Genomic DNA, 16,189 nt, shown 5'->3' with positions numbered 1-16,189 from the left:
GCTTTTAGTTATAGATTTTTTAGTTTGCCTGGTTTGTTTGAATTATTTTTGTCTGGTTACCATCTCCTTAAATAATTATCTTCTGTTGCTTCATAAGTATAAGTACCATCGTCATATCTTTGACCTTTATACATAACCTTATTATTTGCTGGGGTGATATTGGCTCTATTTGAAGACCAACTTGCTCCTGTAATTGCAGAAATTACATCGCTATCATAAACCCATCTCTCTGCTACTTTAACCGAATTACTTAAATCACCGTATTGATTAGACATTAGGATGTAATTACCATCAGATTTTAAAAGTTCATTATTGTAAAGTTTAACCATTCTGTTTACAATGGAGTTCTCCATTAATTTCAATTCTCCGGCATTGTTCCATACATCTCCATTTACAGGAGAAGTAACATCTGTGGCAGATGGTGTTAGATTTACCTGCGATTTAGCTGTGGTATTAGCGGCAAGTTTTAAGAAAGAGCTCGTTACCCCCGCTATACCAATTCCTATGCCTACTGTAAACTGCCATAAAGCCGTAATATTATTTACAATACCTTTTAGATAGCCCCAGTTAGCAGGTGTAAGATACTTGTTTGTAACTGTACCAGCTTGTGCTTCTGTATCAGTGGCTGCGAGCTGAGTAGCTCTTCTGGCTATTCTTATAGGCGTTGTATCGTTATAGAAGTAATACCAGTAATTAGCATCAGCATAAAATTGCATTTGGTATGCGCCTGTTATAGCTGTTCCTGTATATACATCAGAAGCATTCCAGTTTGCGGCAGTGGTTAATTGTGTAATAATAGTAGCATTACTAATAACCGGCTGAGTTATTTCATAGAAACTTTCAATTTCTTTAGTAGCAGAGAGTGAAAGCATACGATTACCTGTAAGGCTTTCTAAAGCAGGAGCCTGCTGAAATGTCTTTTTACCCGTAATACTTTCATTCAAATTGCCTGTTTTATGTAATACATCTGCATCATTTGCCTTTCCACTTATATCAACAGGTGTAGGAATATCCGTTTTTAATGCCAATTTTCCACTTTCAGAAGGAAAACTTATTTCTATATCATCCGTTAGTACACCAGGTTTTACAGTAGTTTTCTTTTCATTAGTACCTGTAAATACTATACTATCTCTCTTACAGAAGATACTTTCATTATCTTTCTTAATTTCTAAACCTTCTGCTTTTAAAGCAACATTGGTATTATTAGTACTATGATGAATCCATAATTGGTCATTATAATACCCAGCAGTAGAGGTATCAGAAAGCTCCGTAATTATACCCATACCATAGGACGAAATTCTATTATACAACCCATCCTCAGTACCATTAAAAGTAGCTCCATTTTTATTAATCAATGTTTCTACTTCCCAATTATCACCCTGAAATATTTTGCCTTCGGATATTGTCTGAAATGTATCTAGAGTTACAAAATTACCAGCAGAAGATCCTACTAAATTCTTCAAGTCTTTAAAAGCCGTAACACCATCACTAATTTTTAACTGGGTAACTGTTTCCTTACCAGCAATCAACTCTGTTGCAATCAGCATAACATGAAGCGGCTGCGTACCTGTTCCAAAGACCTCATCAGGATTGTAATTAGCTAAAGATCTGATTATAAATGGTCTTTTAGAGTTATTCTCTTCTGGCAAACCACTAATTAATGGGTTGGTTACATAATTAGAATCATTAATCAGTTGCGATGTGTTTTTGGGAATTTCCTGCTCAAAATAATTATTTAACCGCTTAATCAGCTCACGCAACTTAATGCCTTGTGTTTTGTTAATCCCCTCAATATAAGCGCCCTGCGATTTGATGATCTCATCAATATAACTATCTGTAATTGGTGGTATTTGTGCCATATGAATTGTTTTAGAGCTTTATTATGAAATAAGATTTTAATTGTTACTTAAATATTTTTCTGTCTGATTTTTAATTAATTCTTTTATTCTATTTTCTTCTACATCAAACAGATGATTAAAATTACTTCCTCCTGCTACCAACATTGAAGGAATATCGGTTCTTTGTTTTGATAAAAAAGGATAGGTTAAACCTACTTTTAATCTTGGACGTACAAAACTTAAAAAATCGTCAAAGTAGTTGCATTCTTCAGCCTCCAGAATACGTTTATAAGCATTTTTGTAAATGACTAAAAGTTGAGTTCCTCTAAATCTCAATACATCCAATAAATCCGGATCGTTCAATTCATAGCCATACCCTTCCCAAGAACCCGTAGCTATAATATCATATCCTTTTTTGTATCCTAGTTCTATATAATGTTCCAAACGTTCCATACTGAATGTTTTCGTTAGTATTAAATCATCCTCCCCAAAAAGTAGATGATCTTTATCAAGGTTGTCTTGAATAAGCATTTTTATACTTTTAAATGCACTGTCATATCCATTTACAGTTCTCTTACCTATATAAAATTTAATTTTTAACCCACTCCCTTCTAAATGATGAACTAAATCCTTTTGCCGCTTTTGTCCCTCATTTTCATTTACACTTATTACGTTAATCACCATACATCAAGGACTTTCAAACAATGGGATAGCTATAGGATTACCTGTAACAACATCCACAGATAATATATAATTTTTATATTCAGCAGGTGATACCAAACGGTCAAATACCGTAAGTAGTTTATATGGTTTAGGAATATTTCTCCCCGGCAAAACATGACCGTCCAATAAATAATTATTTAATGCATTAACTATACTTGCACTAGTATTATAATCCGCTGTTATTTCAAGATTGGAAAGGTTATTAAAAATAGAATCGCTAGATTTATTAAAATTAAACAATCCATTTATTTTGCAATTATGCATGTTCACAAAAGGAGCAATACAATACGAATTGATAATTTCTGTATCAGAAATATTGCATACTACAAAGTGTGAATTTACAGAAACACTAGCATTATCTACCCCCCATCCCCTTACAATAAACATATACCTATTTAGATATCTTGCACTAATAGCAAGTATGGTAGTGTTATAACAACCATTGAAATCTACAGCATTGCATTCGGTTTCATTATATTTATACTTTAACGCAACCATATCTAGAGAGAAATAGTTATTTCTTGAAACATCGCGCCTATATAAAATCGTACCTTTAGTGGAAGCTAAAACTTCTTGTAATAAATTATCTGTTGTATATTCTAATATGTGTTCAGGATAAATGGTAGAGTATGCCAAAGGTTCTAATGTATCTACTCCTGCAGCAGTTACAATAATTGGCTCAACGTCTCCTGAATAAACATTATCGGTAAAATTTAAACTGTTAATCTTGGTAACGTTATCATATAAAAGTTCACATTCATTAAATGTGCTTTGAAAATCATTGATAATATACTTTTGACCCGGAACCAATAAGGCATTATCTTTTAAGTTTCTTAATTGAGTATAGGTTAAAGAAATAGAAGGTTGTAATCCATTTTCACCAGATCCGCCACCTCCAATTAAATTTTTCAAATTCTTAAAAGCCGTAATACCATCACTGATTTTTAACTGGGTAACCGTTTCCTTACCAGCAATAAGCTCTGTTGCAACCAACATCACATGAAGCGGCTGGTTGTCTATTCCAAAAATCTCGTCAGGATTATAGCTGGTTAAAGCCCTGATGATAAAAGGTCGTCTCGAGCCGCTCTCTTCTGGCAAACCACTAATTAATGGGCTAGTTACATAATTAGAATCATTGACTAATTGTGAGGTATTTTTAGGAATTTCCTGTTCAAAATAATCTCTTAACCGTTTAATCAGCTCACGAAATTTAATGCCCTGGGTTTTATTAATTGCATCAATATAAGGCCCGTATGATTTAATGATATCATCAATATATGCATCTGAAATTGGTGGAATTTGTGCCATAGCTGTTTTTCATTAAATGGTTAATTCATTTTCTATAATATTCATTCTTCCTGATAGATTTTCTACCTGCACCTTAAAGCGGTGATAGATTCTATCTCCATCTTCATCCGTAAAATTTAAAGGAGCTGGTATTTCATAATCCATCTGCGCATTGGTTAAAGGTGGTAATACAGAATAAATATGCTCCCAGTTACCCCTATTATTTTGTTTATACAGGTAATAGCTACCTGTATCTGTAGTGGCATTCCATGAGATTTTATTTTGCTGGTCATCATATACCAGCAAAGGCGCATCCGGGCTTCTTAAATCAATAAGCTGTACTTCAAATAATTCTGAAGGATAAGACAGGATTTCTTCATTTTCTCCTTCTTCATTGTTTATGATCCTTATTCCTGCTACACGATAATACATGGTTTTGCCTAAAGGAATGTTTTCAATACCTGAAAAGTCATCTGTAATTTCATAGCTTTCTTCCTGCAACGGGTCTATATCAACATCAAAACTATATTCCATCTGTATTACAGACAGCGTATGGCTTAATTCCGCCGTCCTGTATATTCTTAATTTGCTTATATGCTCAACTTCTGGTATTAAAGCTATTTTTATTTGTACGGTTATATCATTATCAGACAATACAGTAGCTGGAACAAAAGTATATGACTGAATTACAGGTGGAAGAGCAGGCGTTGTTTGAAGAACTTCTACAAGTCCTAAGAAAGGGCTTAAAGGGCCATAATTTAATAAATTATTAACCTCAACACCTGCATAAAAATAAAGATCTCTATAAGAAGAATCGAGTAGATAATCTGTAAATCGGATGTATGTAGCATTAACATCGGTATCTTTTGTATAATACCTCACCATTGGAAAAGGTTTAAATCTTGGATCGCCAGGATCTAAAAGATTACCATCAGCATCTCTTATAACAGGAATTTGATTTGAAGTTTGCAGGCCTTCTTCAAGATACCTTAATATGGGCGGTTGTTCGGTTAAAGGCAACAATGTACTAAAAACAGCTGCTTGTAATTTCGCCATCTTTTGTTCTGTTGTATCACCCACTTCAATCAAACCTGCTTTATCTGGAGAAGGAAAACCATAAGGCTGAGGTTCGGCATTATATACTTTAAACTGCAATGTAGTCTGATTCTCAAAATCCAAATGAACCATATCCAGATAACGCTGATTGTAATAGAGGTCACTACTCAAAGATGCTAAATCTGCTAAGATTGCATCAATAGTTTGTGGTTCATATAAAGCCGATAAAACCTGCTGATGAGAAGTGCGGTAAAACATAAAACCAAAAGGTTTTCGGGCGGCTCCCTGTTCTGGCGGAATGCGCATATCAAAAGTAAATGCAGCTTTCTTGGTTGCATCTGGTCTTACTTTTAACCCTGCAGCTACAGGTGTATCAGGTTGTTTAGGTTCGTATATATTTCTGGCCAGCAACACTGCAGGTGTTGAAACCGAAGATGTGTAATTTAATGAAGTACAAACTGTTTGTATCGCCATTAAAGTACGTTTATCATTATCATCTTCTCCAGGCAAAATATGCTGTGCATTAAATTGATAAACAGGTTCTGGCTCTGCAAACAAATAAGCTCTGTAACCCGGATGATAATTTACCTGTATATAATCTGTTTCCGTTGCTGAAAATTTTATTGGATTTGTAGCGTAACCAGCATCATATACATAGAGTTTTAACGGGTTGTTCTGTTGTAAAATAAGTACTTGTAAGAGTTTCTTTTCTGTACCTTCATTCATATCAATACGCACTACTCCACCATACCATTCTACATGTGGGCCATGTAAGGATCCCGGCTCATTCTGATCTGGTTGCTGTGGATCATATGGAATATTAACCTGCGGATGATCTGGTAACGCCGTCTGATCGAAGCTGATTTGGTAATAACCATCAAATGGCTCATCAACATGGGTAACTTTAGTAATAATAGCATTCCCATGAATTCCGCCTACCCAAAATCTGCTGTCTCCACCTTCAGCACTTTCAACTTCTATAACCGGATTTTGTTCATCTGCATAACTTACCAGCTGTATTTTTTCGTTGAGTTTAAACCAGTTATTTTCATTTCCCAGATTTTCTACTAACGAAAACCTGCTGCCTATAACCGGTACAGTATATTCTTTATAAGCCCCATACATTCCTTCTTCTTCATCTTCTTCTGTTCTTATAATTTTATAAAGCTTTTCAATGGTAATTACAGGTAAATCATTGGCATCATTATATACACTAAGTACTTTAAACTGTCCTTCATTAGTAGATAAAATACTTCCTGTAAACCTATTCAGATCAGTATTATTAATTGTTGGCTTCTTTAACTCTCCGGTAATAAGCTGATAACCTGAAGTATATAAAAGAAGCTGATCTTCAGTTCCTGAAACCGATCTGATATCTGAGATTATTCCTACTACTTCCTTCTGTAGCGCTGGTTTAAAAAATATATTGGTTTCATTTGCCCGTACTACATCCTGTAAAGTTTGAGGTGTAATATCTGGTATTGAACTTACATCGACTATATCCAGCCAGTTGAAAGTTATTCTTGTAAGCCCTATATCCTGCCCCGGAAAACGCAATGCTCTTTTTTGATACCATCCCTGCTCAATGCTGGTAGTAAAAATAAGTTCATCTTCTTTTTGTATATACTGAACAGCTAAATCTGTAGGTGGTATCAACTGGTTATTTGGCGTAAAAACCGTTTCATCTGTATGTTCTTCATCACTTAATACGGATGATCTGGAAAACCAGTTTACCCCGTAAATTGCATAATAATGTACACCCGGATTCCGTTCAAAATGAACAAATAAACTATAAGGATCATCAGGAAGAACTGTAACTTCTGGTATGCCTGTTACAGGGAAATCATTGTCATAAGCATAATAAACTTTGCCAAAAGCAGGATCTTCTGTAGAAGTTATTTCTGGCTTAACATAAGTTGTGCTATTTGATGCCCTGTATTCTATCCCATAAAATACAGGTTTTGGTGCAAGACAAAAGTTTTCATTATCTGACTGTTGCAGATCGGCAAAGAAATCATACGCTTTCAATTCGCTGTTGAAAAAATCCCTGCCTATATTCACTACCCTTATCTGATCTAATTTACCATAACCATACTCATCAAAAGAAGAAACAAAATCACTGGGTTGTGCGTACAGATTATAATTTACAGGTCTCATTACCGGTTTACCAGGCAGTCTCTTATCCTGCTTTGAAACTGGTAAACTCATATAATTAAATTGGGTTACAACAGTAGATCCTAAAGTTTTCTTATTCTGATATGAAATTCTGTATATGTACTGTTGACCTGGAGCTACAGCTCCTGGTGTATCAATATGTCCAAGCCCAAGCATTCTGGCCATGTGGTAATCTAAGGCCTGTAAATTTAAAATATCAAGTAGGCTTACATCTTGTCCCTGTGCAGGATCTGTTCCATCTTCAAAAATGCGGTAATAAGCACGGGGATCTGTTTCACTTTTTGTTAAATACAGCTGAACCAGTTCTTTAACATTCTGATCTATCTGTTCGATGTAAGCGCCAGACCATTTATCTTTATAATTATTAACTTTTACTCGGGTACCATCATTGTACTGTGGCCACAAATTATCAATAGGATATGAAGCATTCTCCAAACGTTCAAAAACCTTTGTATCTGTAAGATCCAATGCAAAACCATCACCTATTTCCTGCCAGTTACTTAATGATCTGCTATGATAGAAATCATGATAAGTTTCAAAACTTAACTTACGTATTTTAACATCAGCAGATTTTTTGACCTTTAATAAAGAAATATTATCTCCTGTAATGAATGCATTTGTTGTTCCTTGATTTATATTTTGGGTAAGCCTAATCTGGTCTGCATTTTCATTTAGCTCATTATGAGCTTCTACTTTAAGAACCGATGTTCCGCTTGTAGTTTTACTCAACTCAAAATTAAAGCTGAAACCTGTTTTTCCTATAACTTCTGCCTCTATAACAGCATCATAGTTATTGATAAAATTAAAGCTATCTGTGTTAGGGCTTAGCGTTGTAGCCAGCTGATAATATTTTTGCTGATCGGTAAAATATAGTCTTACCTGATTGCTGAAAATTTTACCGTTAACGGTTTGATTAATGGTATAAGTCCAGTATAATCTGGCAGAATTAACTACCGGTCTTACGGTTTCAAAATCTAATATGGCAATTACCGGATCCTGGTATGGGGTTCTGTAAACTTTAATAAAATCATTGCTTTTATTAAAGCCATTTGAATTTGTATTCTGTGTAAAATAATCGCCTTTTGGCAAATGGTTTTCTGCCAGTGCCCCAGCTAAGCTCCATCTTAAATGGAAGCCTTCTGCAATATTGTCAAAACCATCCGATCCGGCAACCTGTAAAAATATCTCTTTTGAATTGTTATAATATTTTGAGGCTGAATCTGTACATGGATTTATACCCAAACTTTCAAGCAAATTCTGTAATTCTGCAAAGGCATCTAAAAATGGTTGTAATGATGCATCAATCAGTGCTTTTTCATACTCACCCAATTCATCACTGCGCATACAAAATTCTTTGAAAATATTCAATATAGTCTGGAATACAGCAACATAATCGTCGTTTTCGCTGTCCATAAACCCTACCCAGAAATCTAACTCAAAAAAGTCCTGTTTAAAAAAATCTCCCGAAATATTAGAGTCTGAAAATCCTACCCAAAAATCCAGCTCATCAAAATCCAGCTCATCAAAATCTCCATCTATTCTTACTTCAGGAAATCCTTCTTCGCCATTTAATATTCCAAGTATGGTAATTACCCGCAGGTAAAGCTTACGCAGAAAATCGCTATCTAAAGAATTAATACGCTGTAAAACTTCAGGATAATCATTAAAATCTCCATTTCTTGCTGCTAACTGAATAGCCACCAGGCAGTTCTTAATTGAACTATAATCTGAACAAAAGGCGTTATTATTAGGCATATAATTATCTGGCTTAATTCTTATTTATTTAAAACAAACTGTGGAGTGATGTACTCTTCATATTCGGTTTCATAGTTCTCTCCGTTAAACATTTTATATCTAAATGTTAACTGGGCTTTTCCAACAGGTAATTCCATATCTGTATTGGTAATGAACACTGCAGAAGTATCTCTGGAGTGTATGTACAAAAATTCGCCTGCTTCAATTACCGTATCGTCATCCTCTGTTACCTGCATTTTTACGGTATTCTTTAAGGGCTCTTCTGGCAATTTCGGATCATTAAATGGCTCAGGATTTCTGACCAGTAAACCTAAAATGCGTTTATTCTGTGTATCAGGTTCTATGTTAATGATGATGTTAAATACCGAATGTTCAATCATCTCGGTATGCTTTATTTTTAATCCTCCATATATTATCCGGTCATATTTAACAGCATAACGCATTACCGCTTCAGGTGCATCTATTGGATCGTTATTCAATAAAACCTTTATCTCATTTGAAATCTCATTGGCAGTAAAAGCGGTATAAAGTGGATAAATGGCATAACTTTCTTCTCCCGGAGTATCATTTATGATAAAACTACCTGCCTGCTCTTCAAAACTCGAAAACCTCGATGTTATAAAGCTAAATCTGTGTACTTCTGCAACGCTTTCTTGCAAACCTTGTGGCTGATATTTTGCATTAAAGAGCGCTGTATAAAGCTTGTTAGGATATAAATCAGGTAGTTGATAAGAGCCTTGTTTGGTACGTTTGTTTATGGTTAAAGGCTTTGCATTACAATTATCACCCGATGCAGCTAAATTCATCATGAATATGATTTGCTGATCTGCCGGTAAAGAACGGAAATTGCCCATATTGATCTCTTTATCAGGAAGCTGTTCCCAAACCAGAGCCGGACTCAATACTGTACCAAAATTATCTACAACCTGCATTTCCAAGCTGTTTTTTACTTCTGGCAGCCCCTGATAGCTATCAAAATTCTCATACATTGCATGGATATAAGGTTGATTGAATAACAATCTTATTTTTGGCTGGTGGTAAAATACTGGCTTACTTAAATCGTGCCTGCTTTGCGCATCAGGATAAGAGCGATCATAGTCTATGTAATTCTTTAAATTGGTTAGCTTAAACTCATCTCCTCTATCTTCTGCTGCCAGTTTATCATATACCGAGCTTTGCTGGTGAAAATGACCAATTGGTCCTGCAGTTTTAAAACCATATACCTGTGTATAAGTTACAGCACTATTTACATTTCCATTTACCACATCTCTGGTTTTAACTGCAACCGCATAGTTGGTATTTGGTCGCCATACAGGTTGTATGGTCTTGCTCAACCCATCGCCCATTAATTGTATTTCGTCAATCAATTTCTGCTCTGTAACCTCATTTTCTTCTTGTCTTCTTTGCAGTTCTTCTGTTAAGTAAGATAATTGTTTTAACCGCGTAGATCTGATCTGTACCTCTTCCTGTTTCAGTTCATCTGGTATGGCTATACTCAGTTTTTGCTCTTTATCTATAAATATTTCGAGCAAATCATTCTGTCTGTTTACAGAAACCAATACATTCTTATACTGTTTTCCTTCTATATATTGCGTATCACAATGTACTGTTAAAGGTGTAGATACTTTAAATCCTGAGTAGCTTTGCCCACTATAACAGGTAAAATAAAAAGCACATACCGGTAAAGTATTTTCAGTATAAACCGTAAGGTCATATACCGGATCTTCTTGCAACAAGTGTAAAGTATATCCTTTAAGATTACCTGTTAATTCATCTTTTTCTACTTTACTGAATAAGGTGGCTATACCTTTGTTAAACGGATTAAATACCACTGTAGTTTCAAGCGCAAAGTTTCCTTCTTCTACTTTTAATACAGGTTGATAAGGTACAATCAGTGCATCTTCTTTTGAATTGTAATGATAGATCTCACTCATTTGCTCAGTACCTTCCTCGTTTCTAAAGTACCCCGGTGTTAGATCAGGGCTGCCCAATGGAATGGCCATTAAATTACCTGTTGTAGCGATATTGCTGTTGAATAACCAGCTGGCTACAACTCCCGGACTGTCATTATAATTTTTAGCAATAACTTCCTGCAGATTAAAAGCTTTATTAAACAGATTAAAGTAAACCAATGCCTTATCTTTCTCATTAACATGCTCAGATACCGCATAAGAAAGAGGTAACTGATAATATCTGCCTAAATTTAAGTCGCCTTTAAAATTAAGCTGTAGAGCTTTTTCAAATGTAATTTCAACCCGGGTTATCGGGTTATTTAAATTTGAATAGACCACTGTAGCCTGATCATGATTTCTTTCTACATAAACCGGCTGCATATAAACATCTGTTGTTTCTATTCTGGTAAATCTGCTGTCAAAATCAGGCCTGCTGGTTCTTACTTGCTTTATAAAATCTACCTTTATCCTGTTTTCATTTGTACCGAATTCTATTTTAAAAGAACTTACCGGAACTGGTATGTTTATAACAATTTTTCCGCCATAGGTTTCAATCAACAGGTCTTGGGCTTCATAATCTGTATCATAACTTACTTTGGCATTTACACCATGTAAACTAAATGAGCTGCCTCCCTGATCAAAAACAGTTTCATCAGGATAAACAGTATCTTCTGCAACTGTTTTCCATGAGATATAATGCTGTTTGATCAGGTTCTCAAAGCAGAATAGATCTTTACGCCTGAAATTAAGACCATCTAAATCGCCCAGAGTTTGTACAGACTGGTTGCTGAAGCTAAACATATTCTGTGAAAGCAGACGTACCTTATTGTAGCGGTTGGGCTGTGCAAACTGCCAGTAACCAATTTTAAGGTTACTAAGATCAATTATTGGAAGACTGGTATGTGGATCTATATTTTCTTTTACAATGGCAGTTACGGCCTCATAAATATTATAAGGTTTCCAATGCAGAGCACTTTCATCCCAGCAATAAATATCTATGCCCAACAAATCATATTCATGGCGTACTTGTGCAGATAAGCCTCTTTGCGGAGGCATAAGTTCACTATACCCTTCAGGTAACTGGTTTCCTGCTCCACCCAAACGGTTAAAAGAAGGTTTTACCGCTTTAAGCAACTCTATGTCAATAAAACTGTCTAAGGGTACGGTAATCAGCTTAATTTTTTCAGGATCAGTAAAGCTATATTTCCAAGCAGGGTCTCCAAGGGCTGGTGGTTCTGTAAGAACTCCGGTAATCTGTTGGGTAAAATAGTTCAGAGTAAAGATATCACCAGAAAGGATATTGGTTGCTGCTATAGGCAAGTATCCATTGCCATCAGGTAAATTGATAACCCGTTGTGGCTCACGTAAAGGTGCATCATTAGAACTGATACGCCATGTAAGCTCAAGATTAATATTAAATCTTACAAAAATTACCTTGAAACTGATGCGGATACTACCCTGTATTACAAACGGATGTGGGGCATCAACTGCAAGACCAAGCTGTACAGATAAACTTATTTTAGCTTTCCATACTTTCAGATACACGTAGCCACCTACCTGTATAAAGGCACCTACCTGTATTGGTTTAAAGCTTAGTGAGCCACCCATATCAAGCCATGCACCCAAGCCTAATGCTACAGGGCCAAAACTTCTGTTAAAATCAAAACGGGCGCCAGCACCAACTTTAAAACCTTTTGATGAAATCATCAGGTAAGCATAGCCCTGAAAGAGTGTTAATATGCGTGCCCTGATCCGTTCACTTTCCGGCTGGTCTTTACCCAGATTTAAATACCATCCTGAAGCATTATTAAAGAAGAAAGCCAGTTCCATTTTACCCGACAGGGATAAAATAGCTCCGTTTAAGCCACCGTCTTCAGGCAGTTTGTAATCTACCCCCAAACCAGCGGCAAAGCCGTTACTATCTATAGAAATAAATGCGCTGAACGGTGGATCTGCTGGATCGGTCAATCCAATTCTTGAACGAAGTATAGCGGCTTGTCCCTGTAATAAAAATACATCTGGAAGGCCCAGTAGTAAAAACAGTTTACTCGAAAAGATCTTACCCGAATCAAAAGCAGTAGCAATAGAAGCGCCTGCTCCTAATGAGAAGCCCGATTTACTTGCAAACTTATCAATCTCTATACCCTCACGTTTTGTAACAGTACTTTTGGCCTTATAATATTGCCACCATGTAGCATTTTCTGCGAGCGGTGGTGTGGTAGCCTGTTTAGAAGGTAAATAATGCTGGCCTATAAGCCCTCTAAAACCGTATATACCCAAACCTGTTGCCCCCAGTAAAATTGGCGTAGGCAGTTCCATGCCTATATCTACAATAAATGCAGGTACAGACGGATTTAAACGCATACCTCCGCTTCCGGCCAAACGCATACGCGGCAAACTGAAACTGATTGCACCTGCATATTCTGTAGTAGCCTGCGAACCTTCTACTGCCGGGTTCGCAGCGCTCAAATAACCGTTCAGTATAAAAGCAGCTTTTTCTTTCGATACATTTCCCGGTATGGTAAGGTCTATATTTAAACGATCTACACTTAAAAACGAATGGAAAACACCATCATCAATGGTAAAGTAGTATTTAATACCATTACCAGAAGTATTGATACCTGCACGACCGGTATTGACCATACCATCAAAGCTGAAGTATCCGTAACTGCGTTCTACACCGTTATGTTTTCCTTTATATGCCGCAACACTGATGTTGCTTACTTCCAGTTTTACAGGTCCTATTTTCAGGAAGAAAGATTTAGACAGTTTAATACTACCTCCGCCCTCAAATTCCATACTGCCATCATCCCATATCCGCAGCCTGTTTATGTCTATACCTTTTGGTAGCACTTTGCCCATTAAAGGTATATTGGCAGTAAAATCTAAAACACCTGCTACCTCCGTATAATATCCTTTATCTTCTTTTCCTAATTGCAGGCTTGTGAGTTTAATCTCCAGTACATTAAGCAGGTTAATTGGCGGGATATCCTGCGATACTGCAGTTAAATTAAAATTACCATCATTTTTTATCTGTGCCTGTATATCTATAACGGCAGGCAGATCGTCCTGTTTAAATTTATTTAAGGTAAGTTTTCCTCTAATATCTGAATGTACAATGGAGCCCATTTTAAACTCCATCTGAAAAAGATTAAGCTCTGCTTTAAATTTGCCAAAGTCTCTGCAGAGCAATCCATTACTTTCTAATGCAAATAAACCCGATATGCCTCCTGTACCAATAAAAACATTTTCGGCCCTGATCTGTGCACTTTCTCCATCTGCACTCTCTGCACCAAAACGGTGCAGACCTAAAACCACCTGCTTGGCATATAATCCTGTAAAATCAGCAGGGTAACCCGCCGCATCGGCTTCAGGAATATTGGTGGTACGGCTCAGATCTAATTTAGCCGTATCAAAATTTAGGGTAAGGCCCGTATTGCCTATCTGGTGCAAGGCTTCAGGATATGCAGGTAACAAAGATCCTGCTAAGGTAATATCTGAACCTATACCTGCTTCGGTATCTGCATAAAAAGTGGCTTCGGCAAATTTAAAGAGCGATCTGGTATTGGGAATAGGCACACCTGCCTGCGTAACCGGTTTTAAAATATTGTTTGGAAATTCAATAGCTGCCGAAAGCGTTAATGTGGTACGCAATTTGGGTTTGAGCAGTTTTCTGATGTAATTCTCAATACCATCTGGTACCATTAAAGCATAAAATTGCTCCAAGTTGCGTTTGGTTTCTGCAAGATCTGTACGCAAAACATAGAGCAGAAACATAACCTGCGCAACACTATCCGGAATAGCAGGGCTATTGGCAATTAGATTAGATACGATTTCTACCGTTGGTTCCTCTCCTGTAGGTAAACTCAGGTTAGCTGCAGGGTAATAATCATTAATAGCATCTATCAGCTCCTGAAACTTGCCATCTGTACCCTCATCACTTTCCACAAAATAATTTAAGGTCTGCGCAATTACCTGAGCTTCGGTAATTTTAAATATCCGCAGGCCTAACTGGAAAAAAGCTTCGGGTGTAAAGGCAAAATTCTGTAATTTAAAAGAGCGTAAAAAAGCCAGTAACTCCCATTGGTACTGCAATGAAATAGGAAAAGAAGAAATATTTACATCATCTGCAGAAGGGTTAAGCACCAAACGTAAACCAAAAGGCAGATCCAAACCCAGATTATTGGTTACAATCTCCAAGCTGTAAAAAGCAGAATCGCCACGGGCACTTTTAGAAAACTGGAAATTCTTATAGTGAATACGGTTCAGCAAATTCTCTAACCCGGTCTCGGCAAATTGCAAAAAATCTGGCAGATCATCTACCGTGATCAGCTCTGAAAGGGCCGGGTAATATCTTTGGCTTACGGGTTTGGTTGACATATTAAATTATCTTAATAGCGTTAAACTTTTAAATAGTTTGGCGTTTTAATACTGTACGTATTGGCAGTTTACCAAGCAAAACTTACGAAGTACATCCCTTCTTTGTTATGGAATTTGTATTTGCGGCTCATGTTAATATTCTGTTTACATTTATCTTTTAATTTTTATATGCATACGCGGCACGTGTGGGCCAGTATAAGGGGCCAGTATAAAGGGGGGGGGTAGAAATGTATGTAAATCCCCTTTGGTTTAAGTGTTCCGCAGGGCCGCTTAAATCCTTTCTGTGTACCAGGTCTCCAGACCGGAATGCAGCACTACATAAACAATATAGGTACAAGTCCCCTCCCTTCTTCGTAATAATCTGTTGCGCTACTGTACTTATAATATTGGGCCTCGGTAACCAGGCCCGATGTTACAGGGTTCTCATGCAGGTAGTTCAATCTCTGTTCTATCATCTTATTTGTACTTAATTCTATCGGGTGGTTGTCCTGTTGCCAAAATTGGTATACCTTGTTATTGCTGTTTCTTGCTCCCGCACGCTTAAACATCCATAGCATCCAATCTTTTCTGCTCTCCCGTTGGTTATTTTCAATTTCCGAGATAACCATTTTTGCTGTATATTTCTTTAAATCTCTAATAATAGCTGTAAGTTCAAAGCCCTCTTTGGCAGAAGCAATTAAGTGGATGTGGTTGCTCATAATTATCCAAGCATTTAGGTTCAGGCCTTTTTCGGCAATACAGAACTTTAGGCTTTCTACCACTATTTCCCTGTAACACTCCCGGCTAAATACATCTATCCAGTTTACCACCGCAAAAGTTATAAAATGCGGCAGGCTATTATCTCCAAACCTGTACCTTGTTGCCATCTCTTATTTTTTACGGCTTTTACTTGCCTTTTTCATTGCCTTTGCTGCTGCTATTACCAGACTAAGTCTTCGGTTCTCATTTTAGATTTAAGTGACCGCAAGCGAACACTTAAACCAAGAGGGTACGCCAGTATAAGGGGGGGGGTAGAAATGTATT

At 36.7% G+C, this 16,189-nt stretch carries 6 protein-coding genes; all 6 read right to left on the bottom strand.

Annotation, left to right across the window (positions count from 1 at the left end):
* Nucleotides 1-56 precede the first annotated feature (56 nt).
* Nucleotides 57-1,859: a hypothetical protein gene (locus MMF97_RS10385; protein WP_243362193.1), complete on the bottom strand. Its 1,803-nt coding sequence runs from the start codon at nt 1,857-1,859 to the stop codon at nt 57-59.
* A gap of 36 nt (nt 1,860-1,895) precedes the next feature.
* Nucleotides 1,896-2,522 carry a hypothetical protein gene (locus MMF97_RS10380; RefSeq protein ID WP_243362191.1) on the bottom strand — a complete coding sequence of 209 codons (627 nt, stop codon included), beginning with the start codon at nt 2,520-2,522 and terminating at the stop codon, nt 1,896-1,898.
* Nucleotides 2,523-2,525: 3 nt separating this feature from the next.
* Nucleotides 2,526-3,869: a hypothetical protein gene (locus MMF97_RS10375; protein ID WP_243362189.1), complete on the bottom strand. Its 1,344-nt coding sequence runs from the start codon at nt 3,867-3,869 to the stop codon at nt 2,526-2,528.
* Nucleotides 3,870-3,881: 12 nt separating this feature from the next.
* A complete protein-coding gene (locus MMF97_RS10370; protein WP_243362187.1) occupies nt 3,882-8,834 on the bottom strand; it encodes a hypothetical protein in 4,953 nt (1,650 codons plus the stop codon).
* A 20-nt stretch (nt 8,835-8,854) separates the two neighbouring features.
* Complete coding sequence (locus tag MMF97_RS10365; protein ID WP_243362185.1) at nt 8,855-15,166, bottom strand: hypothetical protein; 6,312 nt, start codon at nt 15,164-15,166, stop codon at nt 8,855-8,857.
* A gap of 314 nt (nt 15,167-15,480) precedes the next feature.
* A complete protein-coding gene (locus MMF97_RS10360; RefSeq protein ID WP_243362184.1) occupies nt 15,481-16,032 on the bottom strand; it encodes an REP-associated tyrosine transposase in 552 nt (183 codons plus the stop codon).
* Nucleotides 16,033-16,189 lie beyond the last annotated feature (157 nt).

The sequence above is a fragment of the Pedobacter montanisoli genome, assembly GCF_022809115.1.
Lineage (GTDB): Bacteria > Bacteroidota > Bacteroidia > Sphingobacteriales > Sphingobacteriaceae > Pedobacter > Pedobacter montanisoli.
Note: the sequence above shows the minus strand (reverse complement) of the source record. Positions and strands in the feature narration are given on the sequence as shown.